The sequence below is a fragment of the Chryseobacterium sp. B21-037 genome, assembly GCF_028570785.1.
Classification (GTDB): domain Bacteria; phylum Bacteroidota; class Bacteroidia; order Flavobacteriales; family Weeksellaceae; genus Chryseobacterium; species Chryseobacterium proteolyticum.
This window is the reverse complement of record NZ_JALGCB010000001.1, coordinates 2,592,772-2,618,797: the sequence shown is the minus strand read 5'-3', so window position 1 is coordinate 2,618,797 and position 26,026 is coordinate 2,592,772. Positions and strand designations below refer to the sequence as shown.

General features: G+C 35.7%; 24 protein-coding genes and 1 other RNA gene. 14 read left to right on the top strand and 11 right to left on the bottom strand.

From position 1 onward, the window contains the following. Nucleotides 1-28: 28 nt before the first annotated feature. Complete coding sequence (locus MTQ00_RS11555) at nt 29-2,047, bottom strand: M3 family metallopeptidase (RefSeq protein WP_273649151.1); 2,019 nt, start codon at nt 2,045-2,047, stop codon at nt 29-31. Nucleotides 2,048-2,211: 164 nt separating this feature from the next. Between MTQ00_RS11555 and MTQ00_RS11550 the strand changes: the two genes are divergently transcribed. The 3 genes from MTQ00_RS11550 to MTQ00_RS11540 all read left to right on the top strand — a co-directional run bounded on the left by MTQ00_RS11550 (nt 2,212) and on the right by MTQ00_RS11540 (nt 3,952). Beyond that, the gene (locus MTQ00_RS11550; protein ID WP_273649149.1) at nt 2,212-2,742 is read left to right on the top strand and encodes an SRPBCC family protein; all 531 of its coding nucleotides are present in this window, start codon (nt 2,212-2,214) and stop codon (nt 2,740-2,742) included. A 110-nt stretch (nt 2,743-2,852) separates the two neighbouring features. Next, nucleotides 2,853-3,302, top strand: coding sequence for a hypothetical protein (locus MTQ00_RS11545; RefSeq protein ID WP_172280109.1), 450 nt, complete (start codon nt 2,853-2,855; stop codon nt 3,300-3,302). Nucleotides 3,303-3,439: 137 nt separating this feature from the next. Then, on the top strand, nt 3,440-3,952 hold the full coding sequence (locus MTQ00_RS11540; protein ID WP_273649147.1) for a nitroreductase family protein: 513 nt from the start codon (nt 3,440-3,442) through the stop codon (nt 3,950-3,952). Between the two features lie 38 nt (nt 3,953-3,990). On the opposite strand, the gene MTQ00_RS11535 is transcribed toward MTQ00_RS11540, so the two are convergent. Beyond that, on the bottom strand, nt 3,991-5,607 hold the full coding sequence (locus tag MTQ00_RS11535; protein ID WP_273649145.1) for a serine hydrolase: 1,617 nt from the start codon (nt 5,605-5,607) through the stop codon (nt 3,991-3,993). 230 nt (nt 5,608-5,837) lie between these two features. On the opposite strand from MTQ00_RS11535, the gene MTQ00_RS11530 reads away from it, so the two are divergent. Both MTQ00_RS11530 and rimM read left to right on the top strand, forming a co-directional pair. Further along, nucleotides 5,838-6,407 carry a 30S ribosomal protein S16 gene (locus MTQ00_RS11530; protein ID WP_172280105.1) on the top strand — a complete coding sequence of 190 codons (570 nt, stop codon included), beginning with the start codon at nt 5,838-5,840 and terminating at the stop codon, nt 6,405-6,407. A 12-nt stretch (nt 6,408-6,419) separates the two neighbouring features. Next, nucleotides 6,420-6,962 carry a ribosome maturation factor RimM gene (rimM, locus tag MTQ00_RS11525; RefSeq protein ID WP_172280103.1) on the top strand — a complete coding sequence of 181 codons (543 nt, stop codon included), beginning with the start codon at nt 6,420-6,422 and terminating at the stop codon, nt 6,960-6,962. 30 nt (nt 6,963-6,992) lie between these two features. Here the strand turns inward: rimM and MTQ00_RS11520 are convergent, their stop codons facing one another. Continuing rightward, entirely contained in the window at nt 6,993-7,097 is a 105-nt protein-coding gene (locus MTQ00_RS11520; protein WP_273649143.1) for a helix-turn-helix domain-containing protein, read from the bottom strand. 461 nt (nt 7,098-7,558) lie between these two features. Between MTQ00_RS11520 and asnS the strand changes: the two genes are divergently transcribed. Further along, complete coding sequence (asnS, locus tag MTQ00_RS11515; protein ID WP_172280099.1) at nt 7,559-9,007, top strand: asparagine--tRNA ligase; 1,449 nt, start codon at nt 7,559-7,561, stop codon at nt 9,005-9,007. Between the two features lie 158 nt (nt 9,008-9,165). After that, nucleotides 9,166-10,629, top strand: a complete 1,464-nt coding sequence (rpoN, locus tag MTQ00_RS11510) for an RNA polymerase factor sigma-54 (RefSeq protein ID WP_172280097.1) — start codon at nt 9,166-9,168, stop codon at nt 10,627-10,629. Between the two features lie 43 nt (nt 10,630-10,672). On the opposite strand, the gene MTQ00_RS11505 is transcribed toward rpoN, so the two are convergent. The 3 genes from MTQ00_RS11505 to MTQ00_RS11495 are packed head-to-tail and all read right to left on the bottom strand — an operon-like array spanning nt 10,673 to nt 13,516. Then, nucleotides 10,673-12,298, bottom strand: a complete 1,626-nt coding sequence (locus MTQ00_RS11505) for an AMP-binding protein (RefSeq protein ID WP_273649141.1) — start codon at nt 12,296-12,298, stop codon at nt 10,673-10,675. Nucleotides 12,299-12,357: 59 nt separating this feature from the next. Continuing rightward, nucleotides 12,358-13,032: a beta-carotene 15,15'-monooxygenase gene (locus MTQ00_RS11500; protein ID WP_273649139.1), complete on the bottom strand. Its 675-nt coding sequence runs from the start codon at nt 13,030-13,032 to the stop codon at nt 12,358-12,360. Continuing rightward, a complete protein-coding gene (locus MTQ00_RS11495; RefSeq protein ID WP_273649137.1) occupies nt 13,025-13,516 on the bottom strand; it encodes an RNA polymerase sigma factor in 492 nt (163 codons plus the stop codon). The genes MTQ00_RS11500 and MTQ00_RS11495 overlap by 8 nt, the downstream gene beginning before the upstream one ends. 214 nt (nt 13,517-13,730) lie before the next feature. On the opposite strand from MTQ00_RS11495, the gene rnpB reads away from it, so the two are divergent. Next, an RNA gene (gene rnpB / locus MTQ00_RS11490) (RNase P RNA component class A) lies at nt 13,731-14,054 on the top strand. 130 nt (nt 14,055-14,184) lie between these two features. Here the strand turns inward: rnpB and MTQ00_RS11485 are convergent. Next, nucleotides 14,185-15,054 (bottom strand): PPK2 family polyphosphate kinase, encoded by an 870-nt coding sequence (locus MTQ00_RS11485; protein WP_273649135.1) that lies wholly within the window; start codon nt 15,052-15,054, stop codon nt 14,185-14,187. Nucleotides 15,055-15,131: 77 nt separating this feature from the next. After that, a complete protein-coding gene (locus MTQ00_RS11480; protein WP_172280089.1) occupies nt 15,132-15,602 on the bottom strand; it encodes a DUF1573 domain-containing protein in 471 nt (156 codons plus the stop codon). Nucleotides 15,603-15,731: 129 nt separating this feature from the next. Between MTQ00_RS11480 and MTQ00_RS11475 the strand changes: the two genes are divergently transcribed. The 6 genes from MTQ00_RS11475 (at nt 15,732) to MTQ00_RS11450 (ending at nt 22,314) form a co-directional block, all read left to right on the top strand. After that, nucleotides 15,732-18,347, top strand: coding sequence for a valine--tRNA ligase (locus MTQ00_RS11475; protein WP_273649133.1), 2,616 nt, complete (start codon nt 15,732-15,734; stop codon nt 18,345-18,347). A 172-nt stretch (nt 18,348-18,519) separates the two neighbouring features. Then, nucleotides 18,520-19,155, top strand: coding sequence for a DUF4241 domain-containing protein (locus MTQ00_RS11470; RefSeq protein ID WP_273649131.1), 636 nt, complete (start codon nt 18,520-18,522; stop codon nt 19,153-19,155). Nucleotides 19,156-19,212: 57 nt separating this feature from the next. Continuing rightward, nucleotides 19,213-20,106, top strand: a complete 894-nt coding sequence (locus MTQ00_RS11465; RefSeq protein ID WP_172280083.1) for a ribokinase — start codon at nt 19,213-19,215, stop codon at nt 20,104-20,106. 89 nt (nt 20,107-20,195) lie between these two features. Next, nucleotides 20,196-21,044, top strand: coding sequence for an alpha/beta hydrolase family protein (locus tag MTQ00_RS11460; RefSeq protein WP_273649129.1), 849 nt, complete (start codon nt 20,196-20,198; stop codon nt 21,042-21,044). Continuing rightward, on the top strand, nt 21,037-21,681 hold the full coding sequence (locus MTQ00_RS11455) for an HD domain-containing protein (protein WP_172280079.1): 645 nt from the start codon (nt 21,037-21,039) through the stop codon (nt 21,679-21,681). The genes MTQ00_RS11460 and MTQ00_RS11455 overlap by 8 nt, the downstream gene beginning before the upstream one ends. A 39-nt stretch (nt 21,682-21,720) precedes the next feature. Then, nucleotides 21,721-22,314: a hypothetical protein gene (locus tag MTQ00_RS11450; RefSeq protein WP_172280078.1), complete on the top strand. Its 594-nt coding sequence runs from the start codon at nt 21,721-21,723 to the stop codon at nt 22,312-22,314. A gap of 92 nt (nt 22,315-22,406) precedes the next feature. On the opposite strand, the gene MTQ00_RS11445 is transcribed toward MTQ00_RS11450, so the two are convergent. The 3 genes from MTQ00_RS11445 to MTQ00_RS11435 form a co-directional block, all read right to left on the bottom strand. Further along, complete coding sequence (locus MTQ00_RS11445; RefSeq protein WP_172280076.1) at nt 22,407-22,637, bottom strand: hypothetical protein; 231 nt, start codon at nt 22,635-22,637, stop codon at nt 22,407-22,409. A gap of 188 nt (nt 22,638-22,825) precedes the next feature. Beyond that, complete coding sequence (locus tag MTQ00_RS11440; protein WP_172280074.1) at nt 22,826-23,716, bottom strand: DUF72 domain-containing protein; 891 nt, start codon at nt 23,714-23,716, stop codon at nt 22,826-22,828. Between the two features lie 97 nt (nt 23,717-23,813). Continuing rightward, entirely contained in the window at nt 23,814-25,853 is a 2,040-nt protein-coding gene (locus tag MTQ00_RS11435) for a T9SS type A sorting domain-containing protein (protein ID WP_273649125.1), read from the bottom strand. Nucleotides 25,854-26,026 lie beyond the last annotated feature (173 nt).

Below are 26,026 nucleotides of genomic sequence, written 5' to 3'. Positions count from 1 at the left end.
TTTTAGTGCCTCATAATTAGAATGGTAATTATCCAAATGCTCTTTTTAATAAACTTTCTACTCTCGGTTCACTTCCTCTGAAGTTTTTATATAATTCCATGGGATCTTTTGTTCCACCTGAAGACAGAAGGATTTTATATTTGGCAGCAATTTCCGGATTAAAGATTCCATTTTCTTTAAAATATTGGAATGCGTCCGCATCCAGAACTTCCGCCCATTTATAAGAATAATATCCGGCAGAATATCCCCCCTGGAAGATATGAGAGAAACTCGGACTCATAGCTGTTTCCGGATTCGTGGGATAGAGTTGGGTTGCTTTGGTGTATTTATCTTCAAAGTTCTTTACGCTTTCACTCTCTAATTCACCTGCATTGGTGTGGTACATCATGTCAAGTATTCCAAAACCTAACTGTCTCATCGTCTGATATCCCTCCATGAAGTTTTTAGATTGTTCAATTTTCTGAATCTTATCATCAGGAAGAATTTCACCTGTTTTATAATGCTTGGCAAAGGTTTTTAAAAATTCCGGCTCGTAACAGAAATTTTCCAGGAATTGAGATGGTAGTTCCACAAAATCCCACTTTACCGAAGTTCCGGATAATCCTGGATACTGGGTATTGGCAAGCATACCATGTAAAGCATGGCCAAATTCATGGAATAACGTGGTTACCTCCTGAAATGTTAATAAGCTTGGAGTATCTTTGGTAGGCTTGCTGAAATTGCAGACGATTGAAATATGTGGGCGTGAGTTCTCACCATTCTTTTTATACTGACTTTTATAGCTGGTCATCCAGGCACCTGCTCTCTTACCTTTTCTGGGGAAGTAGTCGACATACAGCAATGATTTGTACTCTCCGTTTTCTTTTACTTCATAGGTTTTTACGTCGTCATGATATTTAGGAATATCGTTTCTTTCCTCAAAAGATAATCCAAATAGCTTGTTGGCTAATCCAAACACCGCATCCTGAACCTGATTTAAAGGAAAATAAGGTTTAAGCTCTTCATCATTAAGATCAAATTTTTCTTTGCGAAGTTTTTCAGCGTAGAAAGGATGATCATAACCTTGCATTTCTTCAATACCATCTTCTTTTGCCAATCCTTTTAATTCGTCAATTTCTTTTCCTGCATAAGGTTTTGCTTTGGTCAGTAATTCATTTAAAAAATCCAAAACTTTAGCTGGAGATTTGGCCATTCTTTCTTCTAATACAAAGTCAGCATAATTTTTATATCCGAGCAATTCTGCTTTTTTCTGTTTCAGATTAATAATTTCTTTGATAAGGTTTTGATTGTCAAACTCTCCGCCATCAAAAGATTTTTTACCATTGGCCAAAGCCAGTTCTTTTCTTAGTTCACGGTTTTCAGCATACGTAATGAATGGTACATAGCTTGGATATTGCAATGTAAGGACCCAGCCTTCTAGGTTTCTTTCTTTTGCTTCTTCAGCATATTGTTCTATGATGGCTTCAGGAATACCTGCCAAATCTTCTTTGTTGGTAATATGCTTAAAATAGGCGTTGGTTGATGCCAGTACATTTTGGCCGAATTTCAGGGATTTCAAAGATAAATCCATGTTGATCTTCTTTAACTTCTCTTTGTCCTCATCATTCAGTAGTGCACCGCTTCGTACAAAACCTTTATAGGTTTCCTCCAAAAGCATTTGCTGCTCTTCGTTAAGGTTATATTTCTCCTTCTCTTCATACACTTTTTTGATTTTGCTGAAGAGTGCTTCGTTTTGCGAAATTTTTGAAGAATATTCACTTAAAATAGGTGAAACTTCTTCTGCGATTTGTTGTAATTCATCGTTTGTTTCTGCAGAATTTACATTGAAAAAAATATTGGAAAGAATATCTAATTTTTCACCGGAGTAGGCGAGTGCTTCAATAACATTCTCAAATGTGGGAGCTTCATTATTATCAACAATAGCGTTGATTTCTTCCTCAGATCTCTGTATAAGTTCTTTAAAAGCGGGAAGATAATCTTCATTTCTAATTTGATCAAAAGGAGCAGTATGGTAAGGTGTTTTGAAGTTTTCTGTTAAAATATTCATTATTTTATTTTTTATTGATGTAAACTTGATTTTTGAATTCGTCAAAAATAATGCCTTAATTATCGGTTATGACAAAAAGTAGCGATCAGCATAATCTTGTCATAAGAAAAGCAGTGTTATAACAGGAATGCGTAATTTTGGCTTAACATTAAAATCTAAAAACTATGAAAACAATTTTGAAAATCTTAGGGATACTCATTGTTTTAGCTATTTTGTATGCCGTATTTGCTATGGTGGCTTTCGGCAACAAGTATCATTTCGAAAGATCAGTAGTTATCAATGCTCCGAAGGAAAAAGTATGGGAACATGTTGGATCTACAAAAGCTTTTAATACCTGGAATCCTTTCATTAAACCGGATAAAAACATTGCAATCAGCTATTCCGGTACCAGTGGTGAAGTAGGAGATTCTTACAAATGGAAGGGGAATAACGATGTTGGAGAAGGAGTACAAACCGTTACTGCAGTAACCCCCAATGAAAAAATAACCAGTAAACTTCACTTTATCAGACCTTTCGAAGGTGAAGCAGTTGCAAATTTTATCCTGACTCCGGAAGGAAACGGAACTAAAGTAACCTGGACTATGGATGATGAGCTCAGCACTATGATGAAACCTATGAAGCCTATGATGGATAGCCAGATGGGAAAGACTTTTGATCAGGGGCTCGGGGAACTTAAGAAATTAACAGAGCGGTAAAATAAGAAAAGCCTTGTCAGCAGACAGGGCTTTTTAAACCTGATTTTTAATTTTTCGGAGATAAATATATTTATTTAAAAAAATATTATCTTTATGTAAAGATTAGATTTATGGAGAAGATCGTATTTGAGAAAAGTGACATAAGAAATTATGTTAAAAACGTGATCGCCGAAAAGATTGAGAAGCTAAAGAATTTTATAGAATTCACTTTGGATGCGAGCCGAGACATTAAGAAGACTCCAAAATATGACAGCATGCGCGAAGAAATGCAGGAAGAAATTTATCAGATGCAGAAGCAGCTTGGAGCACTTAATGACCTGAAAAGGAATATGTCGAAAGTTCTAAATAATGCCACGGAAAAAGTTCAATTGGGTTCTTTGGTGATAACCAATAAAGCAAGATTTTACATTTCGGTTTCTTTGGGTGAATTCTTTTTTGAAGGAGATCGTTTCTATGCCATTTCACCGCAAAGCCCCATGGCTAAAAAGATGATGGGAATGAAACCGGGAGATGCTTTTACCTTGAATAATATTCATCAGAAAATTGTTGAAGTACTTTAAATTAGTACCATGTATTTTATGATTATCATTAAACATCAATAATACGGCGATTACTGAATAAGAAAAATTAATATTCATAATTAATAATATGCTTATTCGCAATCGTCTCACATCAACTTTTTCGTAATTTTGTCTCTATGAATAAAGCAGAAATTCTAAAAGAGATCATAGAACAAAGAAGAAGTATCTTCCCTAAAGATTATACCGAAACAAAAATCTCTCAGGATATCCTTGATGAGATTTTACATTCCGCAACACTGGCTCCGAATCATAAACGTACAAAACCATGGCGTTTTAAAACCTTCCGGGGTGAAGAAAAAGCTCAGCTGGCTTTAGAAATGCAGAATATTTACAAAGCAACCCAGTCCGAACAAACTTTCCTGCAGAAGAAATATGATGACATAGGCTTTAAAATAAACAAAGCTGATGTTGTTGTTTCCATTGTCGTCAACTTCAGTGGAATGGTACCGGAATGGGAGGAAATAGCAGCTGTTTCAATGGCTGTACAGAATATGTATCTTACTTGCACAGCCAATGAAATAGGGTGTTATTGGAGTTCTCCTGGAATTGTCAATCACCTGAAAGATTCTTTAACCATTGAAGAAAACCAAAGATGTTTAGGGCTTTTCTATATGGGAAGACAGGATTAAATTAATTATGTCTGTGAAATTAATTCTACCGAAGGAAGTTATTTTTTAATCACCTGATAGGTAGGATTAGTTTCATCGGTCATATCCAAAATTACATCATAAGTACCTTCATTGGCTATTTTTATATTATTGCCATGTTCTACCAGTTTCCCATATCCGTTGATACCTAATTCTATTACCCATTCATTATTGCTTCTGAACTTTATTTCACCCGGTTTCAAAAGGATATTTTGAGCTTTCAAAATATTGGTGTTTTTGTTCTCAGAAATTAATTTTATATCTGGTCCGCCCCATCCGTTTGGAGTAGCACTTCCTGTAATTCCCCAAGAAAAAGAATCACTGGTCTTTTTAGCTTCTGTGATCTTCCCATCTGGAGAGGTTATTTTTAACAAATTGACTTTTCCGTCTTTATCAGATTCAAATTCAAATCGAATTTTGTTCCCGTCATTATCTTCAGTGTAAAACTTCCTGTCACTTTCCGGGAAGAAAACCTTGTTTCTTGTGTCAGAATCAACCAAAGTAAGCATACCATCATTAACGGAAATATAAAAATTAGAGTCTGAGGTGTTGTAAATTCCTTTTAATTGATTTAGCCTGTTGAAATCAATGTTAATACGGGTAGGAATCTGATAAGGCAGGTTATAAAAAATAGAGACTATTTTGCTTGTCATTGAATAAAGACTGTCATCTCGCAGATTGCTTAATATGATAATGCTGATGTTGTCTTGTGGAATTGTAAAGAATCTTGAAACGAATCCAGGGCCACCACCATCATGCCCAACAGTTTCTTTTCCTTTTATCGGAGACATATCCCAGCCATAACCATAATGGTAATTATGAAATGGTGTTTGTGCTTTTTCTAAAGTTTCCTTTTTCAGAATTTTATAACTCTTAAGTCCCTCCTGGTACTTATACAAATCTTCCACTGTAGAATACATTGCTCCTGCAGCATGAGGATGATCGTAATCATAAACTATACCTTCCTGGAAATTATTCTTTGATAAAAATTCATACCCCGCTGTTTTGTTTTTATTTTTTAATTCTTTAAACCCAAAACCTGTATTGGTCATTTTCAACGGATCGATAATGTACTTTTGAATAGCTTTCTGGTAAGACATTCCAGCAGTCTTGTTGATGATATATCCTAATAAATAATAGTTGGAATTACTGTAATTCCATTGGCTGCCAGGAGAAGAATCCAAGGGTTGAGCTTTTATAAAATTTATAAATGTTTCCTCATCTTTTGTATCTTCAGGATTAGCATTATTCTGAATTCCGGAGGTATGTGTTAATAATTGTTCAATAGTAATACTATCTCCTTTTGGAAAGTTAGGGAAATACTTTGTCAGTTTATCCTGTAAGGATAATTTCCCCATGTCATTTAATAGTAAAATTGTTGTGGCAGTAAATGACTTTGTTGTAGAGTATATTCTGTAGATACTTTGATTGGTGTTTTTTTCCTGTGTTTGGAAGTTTTTGATACCGTAACTTTTTTCAAAAATTATTTTTCCTTTTTCTGAGACCAGAACACTCCCGTTAAAACGATTGAGTTGGCTGTAAGCGCTAATTAATTTTTCAATCTTTTCCTCTTTAGATTGACTTTGTACATTTTGGCAGAACAACAGAATTGTAGCAAACAGCAATAAATTTTTCATCAATTTAGATTTTGTTCCCAAATATCTAAAAAAATAATGTATCCGGGACCTGTCTCCAAAAATAATTGTTTCCACTTTAAACGAACCTGGCTGTAATCCGGATTTCTTTTTTACTTGTTATACGATAAGACAGATAAATTATTACATTTTTATTGATACATTAGAAATTTTATTTATCTTTGCACACTTAAATATTTAACTGGGACGAGTTCCCTTAAAATTCAAACATTATGTCAGTAAAAATCAGATTACAAAGACACGGTAAAAAAGGAAAACCTTTTTTCCACATCGTGGTTGCAGATGCTAGAGCTAGAAGAGACGGTAGATTCATCGAAAAACTAGGAACTTACAACCCAATTACTAACCCTGCAACAATTGATTTGAACGTTGATTCTGCTGTAAAGTGGTTAAACAACGGTGCTCAACCAACTGATACTGCAAGAGCTATCCTTTCTTACAAAGGAGTACTTTACAAAAAACACTTACAAGGTGGTGTTGCTAAAGGAGCTTTTGATGAGGCTGAGGCTGAAAAAAGATTTGCTGCTTGGGTAGATGCTAAAGAACAAAAAGTGCAAGGGAAAGTAGAAGGTTTATCTAAAGCTCAGGCTGATGCTAAAAAAGCTGCTTTAGAAGCTGAAGTTAAAGTAAATGAAGCTAGACTAGCTGCTGCTGCACAAGCTGAGGCTGATGCTAAAGCTGCTGAGGAAGCTGCTAACGCACCTGCTGAAGAAGTTGTTGCTGAAGAAACTGCAGAAGGAGAAGCTCCAGCTGCTGAAACTGAAGAAAACACTGAAGCTTAAGAAACACCCTGTATGCGTAAAGAAGATTGCTACTTTTTAGGTAAAATCACACGCAGACATGGCCTTGCGGGAAACGTTATCCTTAAATTGGATACCGATCAACCCGAACTTTACAATAAACTGGAATCAATATTCGTTGAAATCAACGGACTATTGGTTCCTTTTTTTATTGAAAAATCATCCTGGAGCAAGTCTGATGCTCTGAATATTGCGTTTAGAAACTCTTCTGAAGCATTAGTGGATCAGTCATTGGGGAAAAGTGTATACTTACCGCTTGCTTCCCTTCCTAAACTCACCGGAAAACAATTTTATTACCACGAAGTAATTGGTTTTACTATTTTTGATGAACATGATAATGACTGTGGTGTTATTCGTTCAATCAATGATCAGACGGCTCAAACGTATTTCGTAACCAACCTGGATGGAAAAGAAGTTGTTATTCCTATCATTAAAGACTGGATTCTCGAAGTAAACAGAGAAGAAAGGTTTATTAAGATGCAATTGCCTGAAGGGCTTATTGATGTCTTTCTAGTTCCATCTAAGAAGGACGAGTAAAATATATTGCATTACTTATTTAAAAGATTTCTATATTTTAACGGGGGTAACTCCCATGTTTTCCCTGAGGCAACGGATGAAATGGCTCTGATCAGAAAAACCGCATTCAAGAGCAATATCTGTTAGGGGATCCATAATTTCTATGAAGAAAATCAAGTGATTTATTTACTTTTAATTTTGGTTAAACCATCAAAATAAAGAGTTTGATTGGTTTGCCCGAAAATTCACCTTTACGAAGTGTGTTCATTATCATTTTTCTATTAAATTATTAATCGGCTCTTATATGGTATTTTACAATGCAATTGTTTAGAAACTATTAAATCATTGGCAAATATTTGAAAATTGATTTGATTGATCTAATCACTTAGTTACTTTCAAAGTGACGGTATGGTGTTGTTGAGCTTTTCCCCAGCACGGAAAATAAGCTGTGAAAAACAAAGAATGAGGCCTGTTTTTTAATTAAAATCAGGTAAATAATAGATTTTATATTAAATAATGGGTCGGTGATTTTTTAAAGACGACGCAATCATCAACTTGCGCTGTTTTTTTGTAACTTTGCAGACATTAATTTTTATACGAAAATTTATAATCAACAAATGAAAAAGCAAACGATTAAAGAAATCCTACAGGATTACAAAAAGGTATTACATCATGACATTACGGTATACGGTTGGGTAAAAGCTTTCCGTTCAAATCGCTTTATAGCATTAAATGATGGATCTACAATTAATAATTTGCAAATAGTTGTTGATTTTGAAAATTTTGATGAGGCTCTTATTAATAAGATCAGTACAGCTTCTTCCCTAAAAGTGGTAGGAGAGGTTGTTGAAAGCCAGGGTGCAGGACAAACGGTAGAGATTATTGCTAAGAAGATTGTTATTTTAGGAGATAACTTTACGGAGGAGCTACAGACAACGATTCTTCAGCCAAAGAAACACAGTCTGGAAAAACTTCGTGAGCAGGCGCATTTAAGATTCAGAACCAATTTATTTGGGGCTGTATTCAGAGTACGTCATGCGGTAACTTTTGCTATTCATTCATTCTTTAACAAAAATCAGTTTTTCAACATTCATACACCGATCATTACAGGTGCAGATGCTGAAGGAGCGGGAGAGATGTTCGGGGTGACTGGTTTTGATCTGAATAATATTCCGAGAACAGAAGATGGAGCTATTGATTATAGTCAGGATTTCTTTGGAAAGCAAACCAATCTTACTGTTTCCGGACAGCTGGAAGGCGAAACTGCTGCAATGGGATTGGGAAGGATTTATACCTTCGGACCTACGTTCCGTGCTGAAAATTCAAATACTACCCGTCACCTTGCGGAATTCTGGATGGTAGAGCCAGAGGTTGCTTTCAACAACCTTGAAGATAACATTGATCTGGCAGAAGATTTCCTGAAATATGTGATCCAGTATGTATTGGATAACTGTAAAGATGATCTTGAATTTTTAGATAAAAGATTTGCCGAAGAACAAAAAGCTAAGCCTGAAAAGGAAAGAGCTAAAGAAGGTCTTATAGAGAAGCTTCAAAATGTAGTGGCTAAACGTTTTATGCGTGTAAGCTATACGGAAGCTATTGAAATATTATTGAATTCTAAAGAGAATAAGAAAGGAAAATTCCAGTTCCCAATCGAAAGCTGGGGGGCTGATCTCCAGTCTGAGCATGAAAGGTTCCTGGTAGAGAAACATTTTGAAAGTCCGGTAGTTCTTTTTGATTATCCGAAAGATATCAAAGCATTCTACATGCGTTTGAATGATGATAACAAAACAGTAGGAGCAATGGATGTTCTTTTCCCTGGAATCGGAGAAATCATCGGAGGTTCTGAAAGGGAGGAAAGAATTGAGGTTCTTAGACAGAAAATGAAGGAAATGCATGTTGAGGAAGAAGAACTTTGGTGGTATATGGATACCAGAAAATTTGGTTCGGTACCTCACTCAGGATTTGGATTAGGTCTGGAAAGGCTTGTTCTTTTTGTAACAGGGATGACGAATATCAGAGACGTGATTCCTTTTCCAAGAACGCCGAAAAGTGCTGAATTCTAGATACAAAAAAAGCCTTAAATTTAATTTAAGGCTTTTTTATTTTTAATAATAGCTTATTATGTTAAATTATATAATGCAAAAATCATGCTAAATATGAAATTTTTAAAAAAAATTGATTAAATTCGTGGAATATCTTATGTTAAAACACAAAGAGTAATATGCTTAAACAACACTTACAACTCAAACTAGGACAAAAGTTGGCTCCTCAGCAGATCCAATTAATGAAGCTGATTCAACTCCATACTTTGGAATTTGAAGAGGAACTGGAGAGAGAGTTAGAAGAAAACCCAGCCCTGGAAATCGCAAAGGAGGAATCTAAAGAGGATGATTATGCTTCTCTTGAGGATTCTTATGAGAATGAAGGAAATGAAAGCATTGAAACTGATTTTGATGTGAATGAATATATCTATGACGATGAGCCAAGCTATAAAACTGCTTCGAGTAATTATTCTGCGGACGATGAGGAATTCGATAATGAAAGCCTTCTGACCGAAGGGCAGTCTCTATATGATTATCTATTGGAACAGATCCACCTGGCCAACATCAATCCTGAGGACATAAAAATTGCCGAGTATATCATTGGGAATCTGGATACCGATGGATACCTTAGAAGGGAGATCAAGTCTATTGTAGATGATCTTGCTTTCTCACAGGGTATTTATACAACTATAGAAAAGGCTGAAGATATTCTGGAAAATTATGTACAGAAACTGGACCCGCCGGGAGTAGGAGCTAGGGGATTACAGGAATGTCTTCTTCTGCAAATCGAGAAGAAGGTAAGTTCGGATAAAGCTGTTTCTTTAGCAGCTAATATTTTGAGACATCAGTTTGATGCTTTAACCAATAAGCATTATAATAAAATCATCCAGAAGTATGATATCGAAGAAGAAGATCTGAAAGATGCTCTGGAAGAAATTTCGAAACTATCTCCTAAAGTCGGAGGTAATTTTGATACGCAAACGATAACGATCAATCAGGAAATTATCCCGGATTTTGTAATTCAGGTGAAGGATGGGGTGGTTATTCCGATGCTTAATAGTAAGAATGCACCTACATTAAGGGTTTCTGAGGAGTATAAAGATATCCTTACCACCTATTCTCATGATAAAAACTCTTCAGAGCATAAACAAGCTGCATTATTTATCAAGCAAAAGCTGGATGCAGCGAAATGGTATATTGATGCAATCAACCAGCGTCAGAATACCTTATTGCAGACGATTACGGCTATTGTAAAGTTTCAGAAGGAATATTTTATTACCGGAGATGAAAAATCTCTAAAACCGATGATTCTTAAAGATATTGCAGATATCACAGGTTTTGATATTTCTACGATTTCAAGAGTAGTAAAAAGTAAATATGCTGATACACCAAACGGTATTATTTATCTTAAAGACCTTTTTTCTGACAGTTTAACAAACGATGATGGAGAAGAAGTTTCTACTAAAGAAATTAAAACTCATCTTCAGGAAGTGATCAGTAAAGAAAATAAAAGAAAGCCTCTTACCGATGATGCCTTAGTGGTTATCTTAAAAGAACAGGGATATAATATTGCCCGAAGAACAATTGCAAAATACAGGGAACAACTTAACATTCCAGTTGCAAGATTAAGAAAAGAACTTTAAAAAATATAAATGCCCGGAGAGCCGGGCATTTTTTATGGTTATATTAATTGTTCCTTAAGTGGTCTAGTTTTAATTCTTTGACAGAGATTTCACGCATTTCAACCTTTCTTATTTTTCCTGAAATCGTCATTGGGAATTCTTCTACAAATTTCCAGTATTTAGGGATCTTGTAATGGGCAATCTTCCCGGTACAGTAGTTAAGAAGTTCATCTTCGGTCACATCAAAGCCATTCCTCACCTTCACCCATGCCATTACTTCTTCTCCGAACTTTTCGCTGGGAACACCTATAATCTGCACATCCAGGATGTTGGGATAGGTATATAGAAAATCTTCAATTTCCTTTGGGGAAATATTTTCACCGCCACGGATAATGAGATCTTTTATTCTTCCGGAAATGGTAATATAACCTTCAGAATCCATTACAGCAAGGTCGCCGGTATGCATCCATCGGGCATCATCAATAACCTTTCTTGTATTTTCCGGATCATTCCAGTACTTGAGCATTACAGAGTATCCCCGGGTACAAAGTTCGCCATGCTCACCACGTTCCACCGTTCTGCCATTCTCATCTATGATTTTTATTTCAAGGTGATCTTGAACGGTACCCACGGTACTTACCTGTTTTTCCAAAGATGTTCCTATTAATGTCTGGGTTGAAACCGGTGAGGTTTCCGTCATTCCATAGCAAATACTCATTTCTTTGATATTCATAAGACTTTCCACCTTTTTCATAATTTCTGGTGGACATACAGACCCTGCCATAACTCCGGTTCTTAAATTAGAGAAATCAAATGTATTAAAATCTTTTACTGCCAATTCGGCGATAAACATGGTAGGAACTCCGTATAATGACGTGCATTTTTCATCAGAAACCACCTGTAGGGTAATGTCCGGATCAAAGCTCTCATTGGGAATTACAATACAGGCGCCATGTGCAGTACAACAAATGTTTCCTATAACCATCCCAAAGCAATGATAAAAAGGTACTGGAATACAAACTCTATCCTTTTCTGTGTAATGCAGCCGTATTCCGATAAAGTAACCATTATTCAGGATATTATGATGGGAAAGGGTAACTCCTTTGGGAAAACAGGTTGTACCGGATGTATATTGGATATTGACGGGATCATCAAATTCGATATTTTCTTCAAAATTTCGTAAGGCTTCATCGGAAACTGAATTTCCTTTTTCCAGAAACTGTTCCCAACTGTCGTCAAAGAAAATAGCACCTTCCAATGTAGGGCATACTTCCTTTGCATATTCAACCATTTCTTTATAATTACTGGTCTTAAAGGATAAAGAAGAAAAGATAAAACGAACTTCTGACTGATTGAGAACGTATGTGAGTTCGTGAGTTCTGTATGCAGGATTTATATTCACTAAAATGCTGCCAATTCTTGCAGTAGCATATTGAAGCAGTACCCATTCATACCTGTTGGCAGACCAGATTCCTATCCTGTCACCAGATTTTGTGCCTAAGTGAATAAGAGCTTTAGCAACGGCTGTGGTCTGGTAATAAAATTCTTTGTAGCTTGATCGATAGTTCTGCTGAACAGAAACTAAAGCTTCATGATCAGGGTATTTTTCAACTGTTCTTTTAAGGTTTTTACCGATTGTTTCTCCAAGTAAAGGAATATTTGAAGCTCCGGATACATAAGATAAAGCCATACAAAAAGATTTATTGATCTAAAATAACAAATAAATCCTAAGATAGCGCCTGGGAAAAGTTAATTTTCCAGGGAATCAATGTCTCTTAGCTGTGCAAGATTCTTATCAAGTTTTCTCATGATAATTCCATAAACAAGTCTGTAGTATAACCAGATCAGCAAAACACACAGTCCGGTACTCAATACAGTACCTATGATGAAAATTATAACGGCCGAGTTGGCAGGTTCTACATTTTGAGAGTTTAACGCATAAAAAATAAAGACTGTAAAAATAGAAGTAAAAGCAACGAGTAAAACAATACTGATTAAAATAAAGGCATTAACCGTCTTCTTGAACTTAATAATTCGGGTAATAAGGCCTTTAAGGTTTTCTTCGATTTTTATTCTTCGATAATTCTGATAAAATTTATAGACAAAATAGGCAGTAACAAGTAAACTAAGAATCTTAAGGATCAGATATATCTTGTCAAAACTGTTTTCCACTTCGGGAGTTTTTCGAGCACCCAGTTTTTCTAAAACGTTGAGGAATCCATTGGTTTCTTCTCCCTGAAAGAAATAAAATAGCCCCATTACGGAGAAAAGTAAAAATTCAAAAACACTTATCCAGAAAATATATTTCACGTAGTTACGTGACTTTCTGTTGAGCATATTAAGAATCTCACTATTGTCGTATTTTTGCTGAACAGGCTGTTCCTGCCATGTTTTCTTAAAGCTGTCTAAATCAAAATCAGGCATATTTTTCCATCTGTTCTTTAAGGGTTTTCTTTAATCTGTTCATTTTCACACGGGCATTTACCTCAGTTATCCCGAGGTTTTCTGCGATATCCTTATAGGGCAAATCATCTAAATACATCATTACAATAGCTCTTTCTACATTAGGCAATGTCTTGATCACGGTGTATAGAAGTGAAATCTGCTGTTGTTTTTCATCATCATCCTCAATGAAGTCTTTATGATTGATGTCCAGCTCATTTGTAGGAAGGCTCTTGCTTTTTTTTCTGAAAAGGGTAATGGCTGTATTTAAGGCAACACGATACATCCATGTGGAGATCTTTGAGTTCCCTTTAAAGGAGTCATAGCTTCTCCAAAGCTGCAGGACAATTTCCTGAAAGAGATCTTCTTCATCTTCCAGAGAATTGGTATAAAGACGCGAAACTTTGATAATCAATCCCTGATTATCTTTTATGAGCTGCGCAAATTCTTTTTCTTTGGAAATCACAATTAGATGTATAACGGCACGAAGATAATAATAATGTGCTAATTAGTGAAGGGTTATGAATTATAAATTGCAAGTTTTGGTAATCGGCACTTACCATATACTTAAGCTTTATCGGATTGTTTGTCTTTGATTAAGAAAGCGTATTGTTCGGCAGGCTTATAAGTAATCGTCATAACATATAATGTAAAGCCTTTAATTCGTATCTTTGCGCCCACGAGAAAATCGGCCTGTTGATCTTTGTTTCGGCAAGGGTAGGAAAGTCCGGACACCATAGAGCAGCAAAGCGGATAACATCCGTCACCCGTGAGGGTAGGACAAGTGCAACAGAAAGCAAGTACAGTTCGGCTGTAGTGAAACCAGGTAAACTCTTTGCGGTGCAATGATAAGTATATCGGTTCTTTTCAGTAATGAAAATAGGAGTTGCTCGCTCTGAAAGCCGAGGGGTAATCAGCAAAAGTTTTGCAGCAATGTAAGACGCAGATAAATAACAGGCACTTCTCAGGAAGTACAAAATCCGGCTTATAGATTTTCTCGTGATTTTTTTAGATAACGAAATGACTATAAATAAAGCGGGGATTATTCCCCGCTTTTGTATTTCTGAGCCTGTTAAGATAATTAATATCGACTTGAAAATATGAATTTTACAAGTTGAAGCATTGTTTATGATGCTATTCGTTCTCAAGGGCTTTTTTAGCATCAACAAGTCCTTTCTTGTCCTTATCAGAAAGTGCCGGATATTTAAGGTCCATCTTTTCTAATGCATCAATAATGATCTGGATAGCGGCTACTCTTGCAAACCATTTATTGTCTGCAGGTAACACATACCACGGAGCATAATCTTTTGAAGTCTCATTAATAGCCTGCTCATAAGCGCTCATATATTGATCAAACAATGCCCTTTCCGGAAGATCAGCAGCCGAGAACTTCCAGTTTTTTTCTTGCTCGTTAATTCTGTCCAGCAGCCTTTGCTTTTGTTCCTTTTTTGAAACATTTAAAAATATTTTAATGATTTTAGTTCCGTTCTGAGAGAGGTGTTTTTCGAAATTTCTTATACTCTCATATCTGTTTTCCCAGAATTTGGCGTCAAAATCTTTTACGGACTTCCATGTTTTTTCACTGAGATTGTATTCCGGGTGCACCTTACAAACCAAAACACTTTCATAATGTGAACGGTTAAAGATTCCGATCATTCCTTTTTGAGGTAGTGCAATATAATGTCTCCATAAAAAATCATGGGCGTATTCCTTTGAACTTGGGGTTTTAAAACTTGTTACATTACAGCCCTGTGGATTTACTCCACCAAACACATGCTCAATAAGACTGTCTTTTCCTGCGGCATCCATCGCCTGTAAGATGATAAGGAGAGACTGGCTTCCATCCGCATACAACTTCTCCTGAAGGTTACGAAGTTTTTCTTTTTCTATAGCCAGCATTGCCTGTCCCTCTTGTTTAGTAAGAGGTCCCTTATATTCCGTTGAGGTTTTTTTGATGGAAAATTTTCCTTTTACTTCAAAATCGTCTGAGAAATTGGTGTCCATAACTTATATATTTGAAATAAATGTAATAAAAAAACCGTCTACGTGTAGACGGTTTTTTTATTTTTTCTGAGTAGAGCTTATTTTGCCGCAGCAACTTTTTTTGCTGCCTTAGCCGCTTTTTTTGCCGCTTTAGCATCTGCTGCAGTTTCAACCTTTGCAGGAGTAGCTGCAACTTCAGGAGCGTTAGCATCTACATTTCCTTTGATGTAAATTACACTTCTGCTGTTTGCCGGGTCATTAGAAAATACTTCAATCATTTTGTTGAATGGTCCGTTGATTGTCGTATTGTATCCAACTTTGATTTTAGCAGATTTTCCTGGCATTACAGGATCTGTACTAAATTCAGGAGTTGTACATCCACAAGAAGGTTTTACGTTAGAAATTACCAAAGGCTTATCACCTGTGTTAGTTACTGTAAAAAATCTTGTACCGTCTGCACTAGGCTTAATAGTACCATAATCGAAAGTGGTTTTATCAAAAGTAATAGTTTGTGCAGATGCAATAGCAAATGTTCCAAATAGTGCAATTCCTGCAATTAATTTTTTCATATTCTTGAATGTTAATATGTTTGTTTAGATAAACTTTAAGAAACAAAGTTAAAAATTATTTTAATTCATACTGAAAATTTTTTTTCTTTAAGCTATTTTTGCAAATTGTAAGCTAAAGAAATAGAATTTATGCAGATTTCAGAAAAGTATAATCCACAGGAAACAGAACAAAAATGGTACAACTACTGGTTGGAAAACAAGTTTTTCCATTCGGAGCCTAATGACAAGCCACCATATACCATCGTAATTCCTCCGCCAAACGTGACGGGGATCTTACACATGGGACATATGTTGAACAATACCATTCAGGATGTTCTGGTCCGCCGTGCAAGAATGCAGGGCTTTAATGCCTGCTGGGTTCCGGGAACAGATCACGCTTCAATTGCTACTGAAGCTAAAGTTGTTGCTAAACTGAAATCTGAGGGAGTCAATAAATCTGATATTACCCGTGAGGAGTTTTTAAAACATGCATGGGAATGGACTGACAAATATGGGGGAACCATCCTCGAACAGCTGAAAAAATTGGGTTGTTCATGCGACTGGGACAGAACCAGATTTACGATGGAGGATAAGCTTTCAGCACAGGTAATTAAAAGTTTTGTTGATCTTTATAATAAAGGATTGATCTACAGAGGCTACAGAATGGTTAACTGGGATCCGGAAGCAAAAACGAACATATCTGATGAGGAAGTAATATTTAAAGAACAGAACGGGAAATTATATTTCCTGAAATATAAAATAGAAGGTTCAGAAGAATTCCTTTCTGTTGCGACGACGCGTCCTGAAACAATCTTTGGGGATACTGCTGTTTGTATCAATCCTAATGATGAAAGATATGCTCACCTGAAAGGTAAAAATGTGATCGTACCTATCGTGAACCGTGCGGTACCTATCATCGAAGATGAATATGTGGATATTGAATTTGGAACCGGGGCACTGAAAATTACTCCTGCTCACGATACCAATGACTACGAGATCGGGCAAAAACATCAGTTGAAAATGATTGATGCTTTAGATGATGATGGAAATCTTAATGAGTATGGATTACATTATGCCGGGAAAAACAGGTTTGAGGTAAGAAAACAGATTGCAAAAGAGTTGGAAGAAAAAGATCTTCTTTTAAAAGCTGAGGATTATGTAAATAAGGTAGGTACTTCTGAAAGAACAGGAGCAGTGATCGAGCCTAAAATTTCTGTTCAATGGTTCCTGAAAATGTCTGAACTTGCTCAGCCTGCTTTGGATGTAGTAATGGACGATGAAATTAAGTTTTATCCTGAAAAATTCAAAAATACCTATAAACATTGGATGGAAAACATCCGTGACTGGAATATTTCCCGCCAGCTTTGGTGGGGGCAGCAGATCCCTGCTTATTATTATGGAAGCGGAGATGAAGATTTTGTAGTTGCAGAAACAAAAGAAGAAGCTTTAGAATTAGCAAAACAAAAAACAGGGAACCAAAATCTTACAGCTGAAAGCCTTACACAAGATCAGGATGCTTTAGATACCTGGTTCTCATCATGGCTATGGCCTATGTCTGTATTTGACGGGCTTCTTGATCCTGAAAATAAAGATATTCAGTATTATTATCCTACTTCTGATCTGGTAACAGGTCCGGATATTATTTTCTTCTGGGTAGCGAGAATGATCATGGCCGGATTAGAATATAAAAAGACAGTTCCTTTTAAAAACGTTTATTTTACCGGTATTGTTAGAGATAAGCAAAGAAGAAAGATGTCCAAGTCTTTAGGAAACTCACCGGATCCTTTGGAATTAATTGATAAATATGGTGCTGATGGTGTGCGTGTTGGAATCTTACTAAGTGCAGCTGCAGGAAATGATCTCCTTTTTGATGAAGATCTTATGCTTCAGGGGAGAAATTTCATGACCAAGATCTGGAGTGCTTTCCGATTAATCAATATGTGGAATCATGAAGATAAACCGGCTAACGTAACGGAAAACGAGACAATAGAGTGGTTCGAAAATAAATTGAACAAAGCGATTGCTGAAATTAATGATCAGTTTGAGAAATTCAGAATTTCTGATGCTTTGCATTTGGTTTATAAGTTAATCTGGGATGATTTCTGTTCGTGGTATCTGGAGGCTATCAAACCTAATTATGGTGAAGGGATTTCGAGAGAAGTATACGAAAAGACTATTTATTTCTTTGAAGAATTAATGAAATTACTTCATCCTTTTATGCCATTCCTTACGGAAGAATTATGGCAGACGATTTCGGAAAGAAGTATAGAGGAAGCGTTGATTATCTCTCAGCAGAAAAAAGCAGGAGAATTTAATGAGACTATTATCAAAAACTTTGAAATGGCTCAGGAACTTATTTCAGGAGTTAGAAACTATCGCCAGACGAAGGGAATTTCTCCTAAAGAGGCAGCTGAAATTTATACGGGTTCTTCAGAGTTTGCCAATGAAGCTGTTATCAGAAAACTGGCGAATATTTCAGACATTTATTTTGGTGAAAAAACAAATAAACCAAGTTTTACATTCCTGGTAGGTGCTACCGAAGTGTCCATTCCATTGAGCGAAAATCTGGATCTTGCTGAAGAGAAAACAAAAACGGAAGATGAAATAAAGTATTTGAAAGGATTTTTAATTTCTGTAGAAAAAAAGCTCTCCAACGAAAAATTTGTTGCCAATGCTAAAGCAGAGGTTGTAGAAGCGGAGCGTAAGAAACAGAAAGATGCACAGGATAAAATTGCTATTTTGGAAGAGAAGCTGAAGAGCTTATAAATCTTTTGGCACTTATCTTGAAATAAAACAAATATCAATCCGGACAATCCCGGAAACTATATCCATAAAAGAAGACCAGTTTAACTTGTCTTCTTTTGTGAATTTAATACAGTAGTTCAGACATAATATCTGAAGAGCAGATGAGCTGCCAAAATAACTAAAGACAATAAAAATGACGCACGTAGAGAATATAAAAAAGCTGTTTTCAAGAGATTTTGTAGAAAGTCCATTGTTAGAAAGCTTTGAGGTTGGGAAAATTTACCTTTCCAGTGGAAAATTGGTAGCTTGTGACCCCTTGATCACAAATGATATGCAGCCCTTTACTACAGATTTCCCAAAAGGGGATTTTGCAGTTCTATTACATAAGGAGAGAGAAAGTAACTGCGTAGCCTATGCTGAAATTATTTTCAGTCACTCAGAAATCACAGAATGGAAATTGGCAACTACTTCCGGTCAGGATATAAAAGACCTTGCAGAGGGTGAGATATTTGGTTATCCTGTAGAAAGTGGGATGGGTTGTTTTATGGATGTTGATACCCAAGAAAAACTTAATGAACTGGAAAAAAGATTGTATCACAGTAAAGGTGCCGACTTTATAGGAATTTATGAGGAGTTTTTCCACGAATATTTTTTCGATGAAAACGGAGCGATCGATCAATATGCCTTTTTGAAACCTGCGGATGAGCATCCGGGAACTATCTTTGCTTTCGAGACAGGATATGGAGAAGGTTTCTATGCCAGCTATATCGCGTATGATAAAAATAATGCGCCTGTAAAGGTAGTTACGGAATTTATTGAAATAAGTTAATTATTGTTATATTAGTATTCCTAATTTTTTATTTTTGTATAAACCAATTTAACCGCAATGAACTTTTCCTCAGTACAACCCAAAATTATAGTTGTTGGCAGCTCTTCCATAGATCTTGTTCTGGAAACTGAAAAACTTCCGGCTCCTAACGATACTGTTTTAGCCATTAATTCGGATAGTTATTTTGGTGGAAAAGGAGCCAATCAGGCTGTAGGAACTGCAAGATTGGGAGCCAGTGTTTATTTCATTGGATGTGTGGGAATGGACCCACTGGGACAGCAAATTATGCGTAATCTGGTGAATGAAAATGTGAATGTGGGATTTGTTGCAGAAACAGACAAAGAAGCTACAGGAACAGCTTATGTGACGACTTCTGATGGTAATGCTGCCATTGTTGTGGTACCGGCTGCAAATAAGCTTTTAAGTACCAAACATATTGAAGATGCAGACCGGTATTTTCCTACGGCAGATCTTATCCTGGTTCAGTTAGAAGTTTCTATAGAAGTTGTTGAATATACCATTAGAAAGGCAAAAAAATACGGAAAAAAAGTTGGTCTCTATGCTTCACCGGCTATGAAGCTTAGTGAAGAAGTACTGGAAAATGTAGATTTTGTAATCGTAAAAAGTAGTGAACTCTATATTGTTTTTGGTGAGGAGGAAAAAGAGCGGGTTCTTGAAAAATATTTTAATAAAGTTTTTGTAAGAGATGATACGAATTCCACGATTTATTTTGATGGAACTGAAATGAAATACTTCAGAAACCATAACGATAATAAAACGGTACATAAAATGGGAATGGGAGATGCATTTACATCCGGATTTGCCATAGCCTTATGTCATAATAATCCTATTGAGGAGTGTGTAAAGTTTGGAAATGAAGTTTCTTTAAAAGTCTCTACGAGAAAAGGATCGCAAACCGGATTGCCTAGAATGTCCGATTATGTTATTTAAAGCTATTTGGTACATATCGAAAGTATATAATTAACATAAAATAAACAGTAAAAATTTCCACTTTTGAGTGGATTTTTTCTTTTTACACTATGGAAAAACTAATTCTAAAAACCACAGATCACATTTCTATTGTCGCCCACCTTTTCCTGCCGGAACAGAGCAATAATAAAATATTACTAATCAATTCTGCCACGGGCGTAAAACAGCACGTTTACTTTTCCTTTGCACAATATTTTTCAGAGCAGGGATTTACAGTGATCACGTATGATTATCGGGGAATTGGGCTTTCAAAACCGGAGCAGATGAAAGGTTTCGAGGCTTCCATGCGAATTTGGGGTTCCCAGGATTATAAAGCAGTAACCACCTACATCAGAATCCGCTTTACAGGATATGAGAAATATTGCCTGGGACATTCTGTTGGAGCATTGATCCTTGGGATGAATAAGGATTCGGAGATGTTTAAAGAATTCTTTTTTGTGGGAACACAAAATGCGTTTGTTGGGAATCTGAAATTCAGGACGAAAATAGAAGCTTATCTTGGATTTGGGATTGTCCAGCCTTTAGCCACGCAGCTTCTGGGTTATTTTCCGGCTCATTGGTTTGGACTTGGAGAAAGTCTTCCTAAAAATTGCGCTTATGATTGGAGAACCTTAATTTTGAATAAAAAATCAACAAACGGTTTACTGGAGAAAATTGATGATTATTCTAAAAAATTGACTCAAAAAGTTTTTGTAATCAGGGCTGAAGATGATGTCTGGCTTACGGATAAAGGAGTAAAGAGTCTATTAAACGACACGTATCCCAACCTTAAACCGACATATCGCCTGGTAAAAACTTCAGAATCTGAAAAAGGAGAAATAGGACATGTTAATTTTTTCAGGAGCTATAACAAGAAGCTTTGGAATATTATTTTAAATGAATTAATACATAATGAGTAGTGTAATTGAAAAGACAATAGATTTTGTAAAGGAAAAACTTAAAGGAGCAGAAGCAGGACATGATTGGTTTCATATCGAAAGAGTCTGGAAGCTTTCCAGGAAAATTGCTGAAAATGAAAACTGTAACAAAGAAGTAGTAGAATTGGGAGCTTTGCTTCACGATATAGCAGATCCTAAATTTCATGATGGTGATGAAACAATTGCGTTAAAAGTGTCACGTGAGTTTTTGGAAGAGCAGCATGTTTCAGAAGAAATTATCGGGCAGGTCCTTTTTATTATTAAGAATATTTCATTTAAAAACAGAGGAGAAGCTCCGCAGAATTTACCTATTGAATTAAAGATTGTTCAGGATGCAGACCGTTTGGATGCTATAGGAGCAATAGGTATTGCAAGAACCTTTAATTTTGGTGGATTTAAAAATAACCTGATGTACCATCCGGATATTAAGCCAAAGCTGAATATGTCGAAAGAGGAATACAAAAAATCTGACGGCACTACAATCAATCATTTCTACGAGAAATTATTACTTTTAAAGGATTTAATGAACACAGAGAAAGGAAAAGAACTGGCTCAGGAAAGGCATGAGGTGATGCTTCAATTTCTTGATCAGTTTTATAAAGAATGGAATGTTGATTAACGTTCTTTCTTAAAATTCTTAAATCAGTATATTTGCAGCATGGGATTAATCATCTTTGTTATCTTTCTTTGTTCTGTCCTCTCTCTTATTTTATCTAAGGTAAAATCAGGAAAAGGTGCTGAATGGGCAAAACTGTTCCGTATCGCAACGCTTATTTTTTCAATCTCGGTATTCACTTATTGGTTTATCAAGAAAAGTGCTGTTGGAGTGGTGAGTAATTCCGTTGGTTTGCAGGTTATTAATAAACTTCCTCAGACCCTGGATTTTTATGTCATCAACGTCAATAATCCGGATAAAAATGCAATGCACGAGGCAAAGCACATTGGAAAGATACGCCCGGAATATTACAGAATAGAATACCTCAAGATGGATAAATCTGATGAGTATTGGGTTATCGGATATTTAGGAAAGAAAAACCTGGTTTATTTTTCACAGCATTCTGTTCCTAACAAAAATATTGATCAGATCGTTGAGGTGAACAACTATATCAATCAAAGTGTAAAATTATCTGAAATTGCTAAAAAGCAGGTGGAAGCCTATAATTATGAAAATGTAAAACTGGGGATCTGGGTATCTCTCGATTTTCTTTTGCTATTTCTGAATTTGGTCTTGCTTTTTAGAATTAAAAAATAAATGTAAACCTTTCAAAATAAAAGATGATCTGCTGAAGCCAGCAGATCATCTTTCTTTTTTAGTTAAATATAGTGTCGATGTCTCTTGTTACATCACGGATAATTTAAAATTATCATGATTTTTTCTTTAAGCTCTTCCGGGCAGTTTTTGATGAGCTTATCCTTGCTTTGACTGCTGATCTGGTCATAGGTCAGCCATTCTGTTACATCCTGATGCTGGCTGGTACTGTCGTAGATTCTTTTAATCTTCTCATTTTCGTAAAAGGTGTAATTGTCACCAAGAGAATTGTTTGTAATGCTGATAGTACATATTTCCTTTTCCATAGTTTTGATTTTTACAGTTGGTAATAAGGGTTTTATACCTTACAATATATCATTTATTGGTGAAAAATATTGACTTTTGCTGATAAAAAATTTTTCACACCAAACAGTGATATATTTACTGTTAAAACATAAAAAAAAGCTATAAAATCTTAAATTAAATGATTAAATAGCTGAATATTTTTTTTATGCTAAAATAAACTTTGGATACTTTCTGTTGCCATTTGAGGCACATGGAGGTCGGTTTTCCATTCCTCATTCATTTTTTTGATGAGATAAGCAGATAATAAAGGGGACGCCTTTTCAATATTCTGATGGACGAAAAAATATAAATTTTGGAGGCCTTCTTTTTTCCATTGTGTAACACGCTTTAACCAATCATCCAATCTTTCGTAGTCACTTTCTGCATTTGCTCCTACATAGCGGATGAAAGCATTGGGAGTGGTAAGACGCATATGAAGCATATCCCTTCTTCCGGCAGTATCCACAATAATATTAGTGATATGATGGGCTTCAAAAAGATCGCAGGTTGTATTTAAAATGTTTTCATCATTAAACCATTCCGTATTTCTGAGCTCTATAGCTAGTGGGACTTCTTTTGGCCATTCTTTGACAAACTTCTCTAATCTGTCATAATCTTTTGGTTTAAAGTTATCATGAAGCTGAAGAAATACCATACCCAGTTTTTCATCAAAATTAAGAACCGATGTTGCAAATTGGGTTACAGGTTCTGTTACATCAATTAATCTCCTGAAATGGGAAACTGTATTGGTAATCTTTGGGAAAAATTTAAACCCTGCCGGTGTTTTTTCTTTCCATGTCAATACCTGGTCAGGAGTTGGCATTCCGTAGAATGTCGCATTGAGTTCTATAGAATTGAACTGGGTAGCATAATAGGTTAATTCGTCCTTGGTTCCTTTTGGATAAAATCCTTTGAGGTCGGTTTTATTCCATTTGGCACATCCGATGGAGATATTCTCTAATCCCTTTTTATTTTGTTTGAGGATCTCTTTGGTTCTGCTGTGATCTTTGGGTAATGTAAAATCTATTTTTGAAGGATCTTCTACTTGTCCGAATTTCATATTTGAAGTTTTTAAGAATTAAGTATCTAACAAATATAAAATAAAAATAAGACAATTATTTTATGAATTTAAGCTAAAGATATCAAGGAAAAGGGAATCAGTTTTTTATTATTTTTTTTGAAATTTCAGTAGATTTCGTCTTTATTTTGATAAGATAAATTCCTGCAGGATAACCTGACGTATTAATAGTGCAATCTCCTTTGCCACAGCTCTGATGTGATACTGATCTCCCCATACTGTCAAATATATCTATTGTATTCACGGGTTCAGGGGATCTTATCTGAAGGATATTTTTTACAGGATTAGGAAATACATCAATTTTGGTTATTATATGGTCTAGCTTCGTATTTTTTGAATTGGTAGTAGCCGGGCAATTAGTACTGAAATTAATGTCCGGATACATAGTTTGAAGATCGGTAAGTTGAGCAGGATCAACACAAATGGTTAAATTACTATTGTACCCGGAAAATTCACAACCCTCCAATGCATTGTTTTTGATATTCACCTGGGTTAATCCGGACATGTTAAAGAATGCAATAGCTTCTAAAACATTGCAATCCGATAAATTCAGATTGGTAATGAGCGGACAGCTTCTCAGGGTAAGATACTTGAGTTGACCGTTTTGTGAAAAGTTAATATTGTTTACTAATGAATTATATTCAAGATCAGCAGATTCCAATTGTGGACATTGTGAAAGGTCTATCGTAGAAATTTTTGTGTTAGCAATACCTAATTCCCTTAAGGAGTTACATTGATTGATATTAAGGCTATTTAATTCAGTAAAGGTATCAAAAGGTGAGTTGCCTGGTAAATTAGGTCCAAGGTTCAATGTTTGTATAGCCGAACAATTCTGAAGGTCTAAGCTTTTCAGGTCTTTATTTCCTTTTATCGATAGATTGACCAAAGAAATACAGTTTTGTGCAGAAATCTGCTGCAGATCAGTATGTGGATTCAGGAAATTCAGATCACCGGGAATATCTGCTTTCAGAGTTTGGAGATGGGTAAGATTGTCTACATTCAAAACAGCCATGTAGCCACAGGAATTTGTGATGTCCATATCTTCCAAAGCAGCCGCACTATTAAAAGTAGCATTGGTTATTGGCTGATTGAAAGCTTTTAGTATTTTCAATTTGGGAAGTCCGGATACATCCAAAGAGGTTACATTTCCAAAATATACTCCTGAAGTAGTATAATAGCCATACCGGTTATAGAATGATGCATCAAGCTCTTCTAAATTGATTAATCCAGCATTGGAAAAATTGATTGAGGATGCATTAAGACCTTTGATTCTTTTTAACGAAGTACAGCCGTTTAGATCTACGGAAGTAAAATAAGCTCCTGTGGTTTCATAATGATCCGTATCTGCTATAACTTCTTCCAGGTTTGTACAAGATTTCGCAACAAGGTGGATATTCTGATTTCCGGATGGTAATATGGTTCCGGTAGATCCGGAAACTGAAATTTTGGTCAGTGAATTTAAATTTGGAACACTGATCTTATTTAAACGCTTACAGGATGTGAAGGTGAGCGTTTTTACATGGCAGTTTTTGATATGAAGCTCCTTAATGTTTTTATTGTTTAAGACAATATCATCCTTGATGAGAAGGCAGTTTTTATATCTCAAAATTGTGGAGGGGTCGTAAGGAGATAAATTGATGTCTGCAACAAAGTCATTCACATTCTCTACGGCACCACAATTATCGAATGAAAAATCAATAGGAACACGGTGGCTAACTCCTACATTGTTTACAAATCCACCACTTCCGGTGTAAAGAACTTTTTTAATTTTATTGTTGTTAACAAAACTAATGACCGCTGATTTTGTGTCATGGATGTAAAGTTCTTCGACATTGGGGAATAAAAGAGCATCGGTGATTTGGTTTGGAAGACTATTGTAAGTGGGAAGCACATTGAACTTTATATTTAAAGTTTTTACTTGCTGGGCTTCAGTAAGCTGAATCTGTCCATCTCCATTTGCATCAATTTTAATATTGTTGCCATTGATGTCTTTTGCAATCTGACTACCCGGACCTGAAGTTAGTAGTAAGGCCTTAAATTTGGCATCTGTAAAATTAAGGTTCTGAGAATAAGCCATGCAGGAAAAGCTTACACAGAAGATAAATAGCATTTTGTACATATTGTGTTTTTAAGGGGTTGCTAATTTTAATAAGGATATATCCAATGAAGGAAATTATAAACCTCAACCTTACAAAAGTACTATATTTTTAAACCTAGCAACTTAGAAATACTACTATAGTATTAATACTATATTTGTTATCCGTACAAATACTGATGAGTGCCTCTACCATG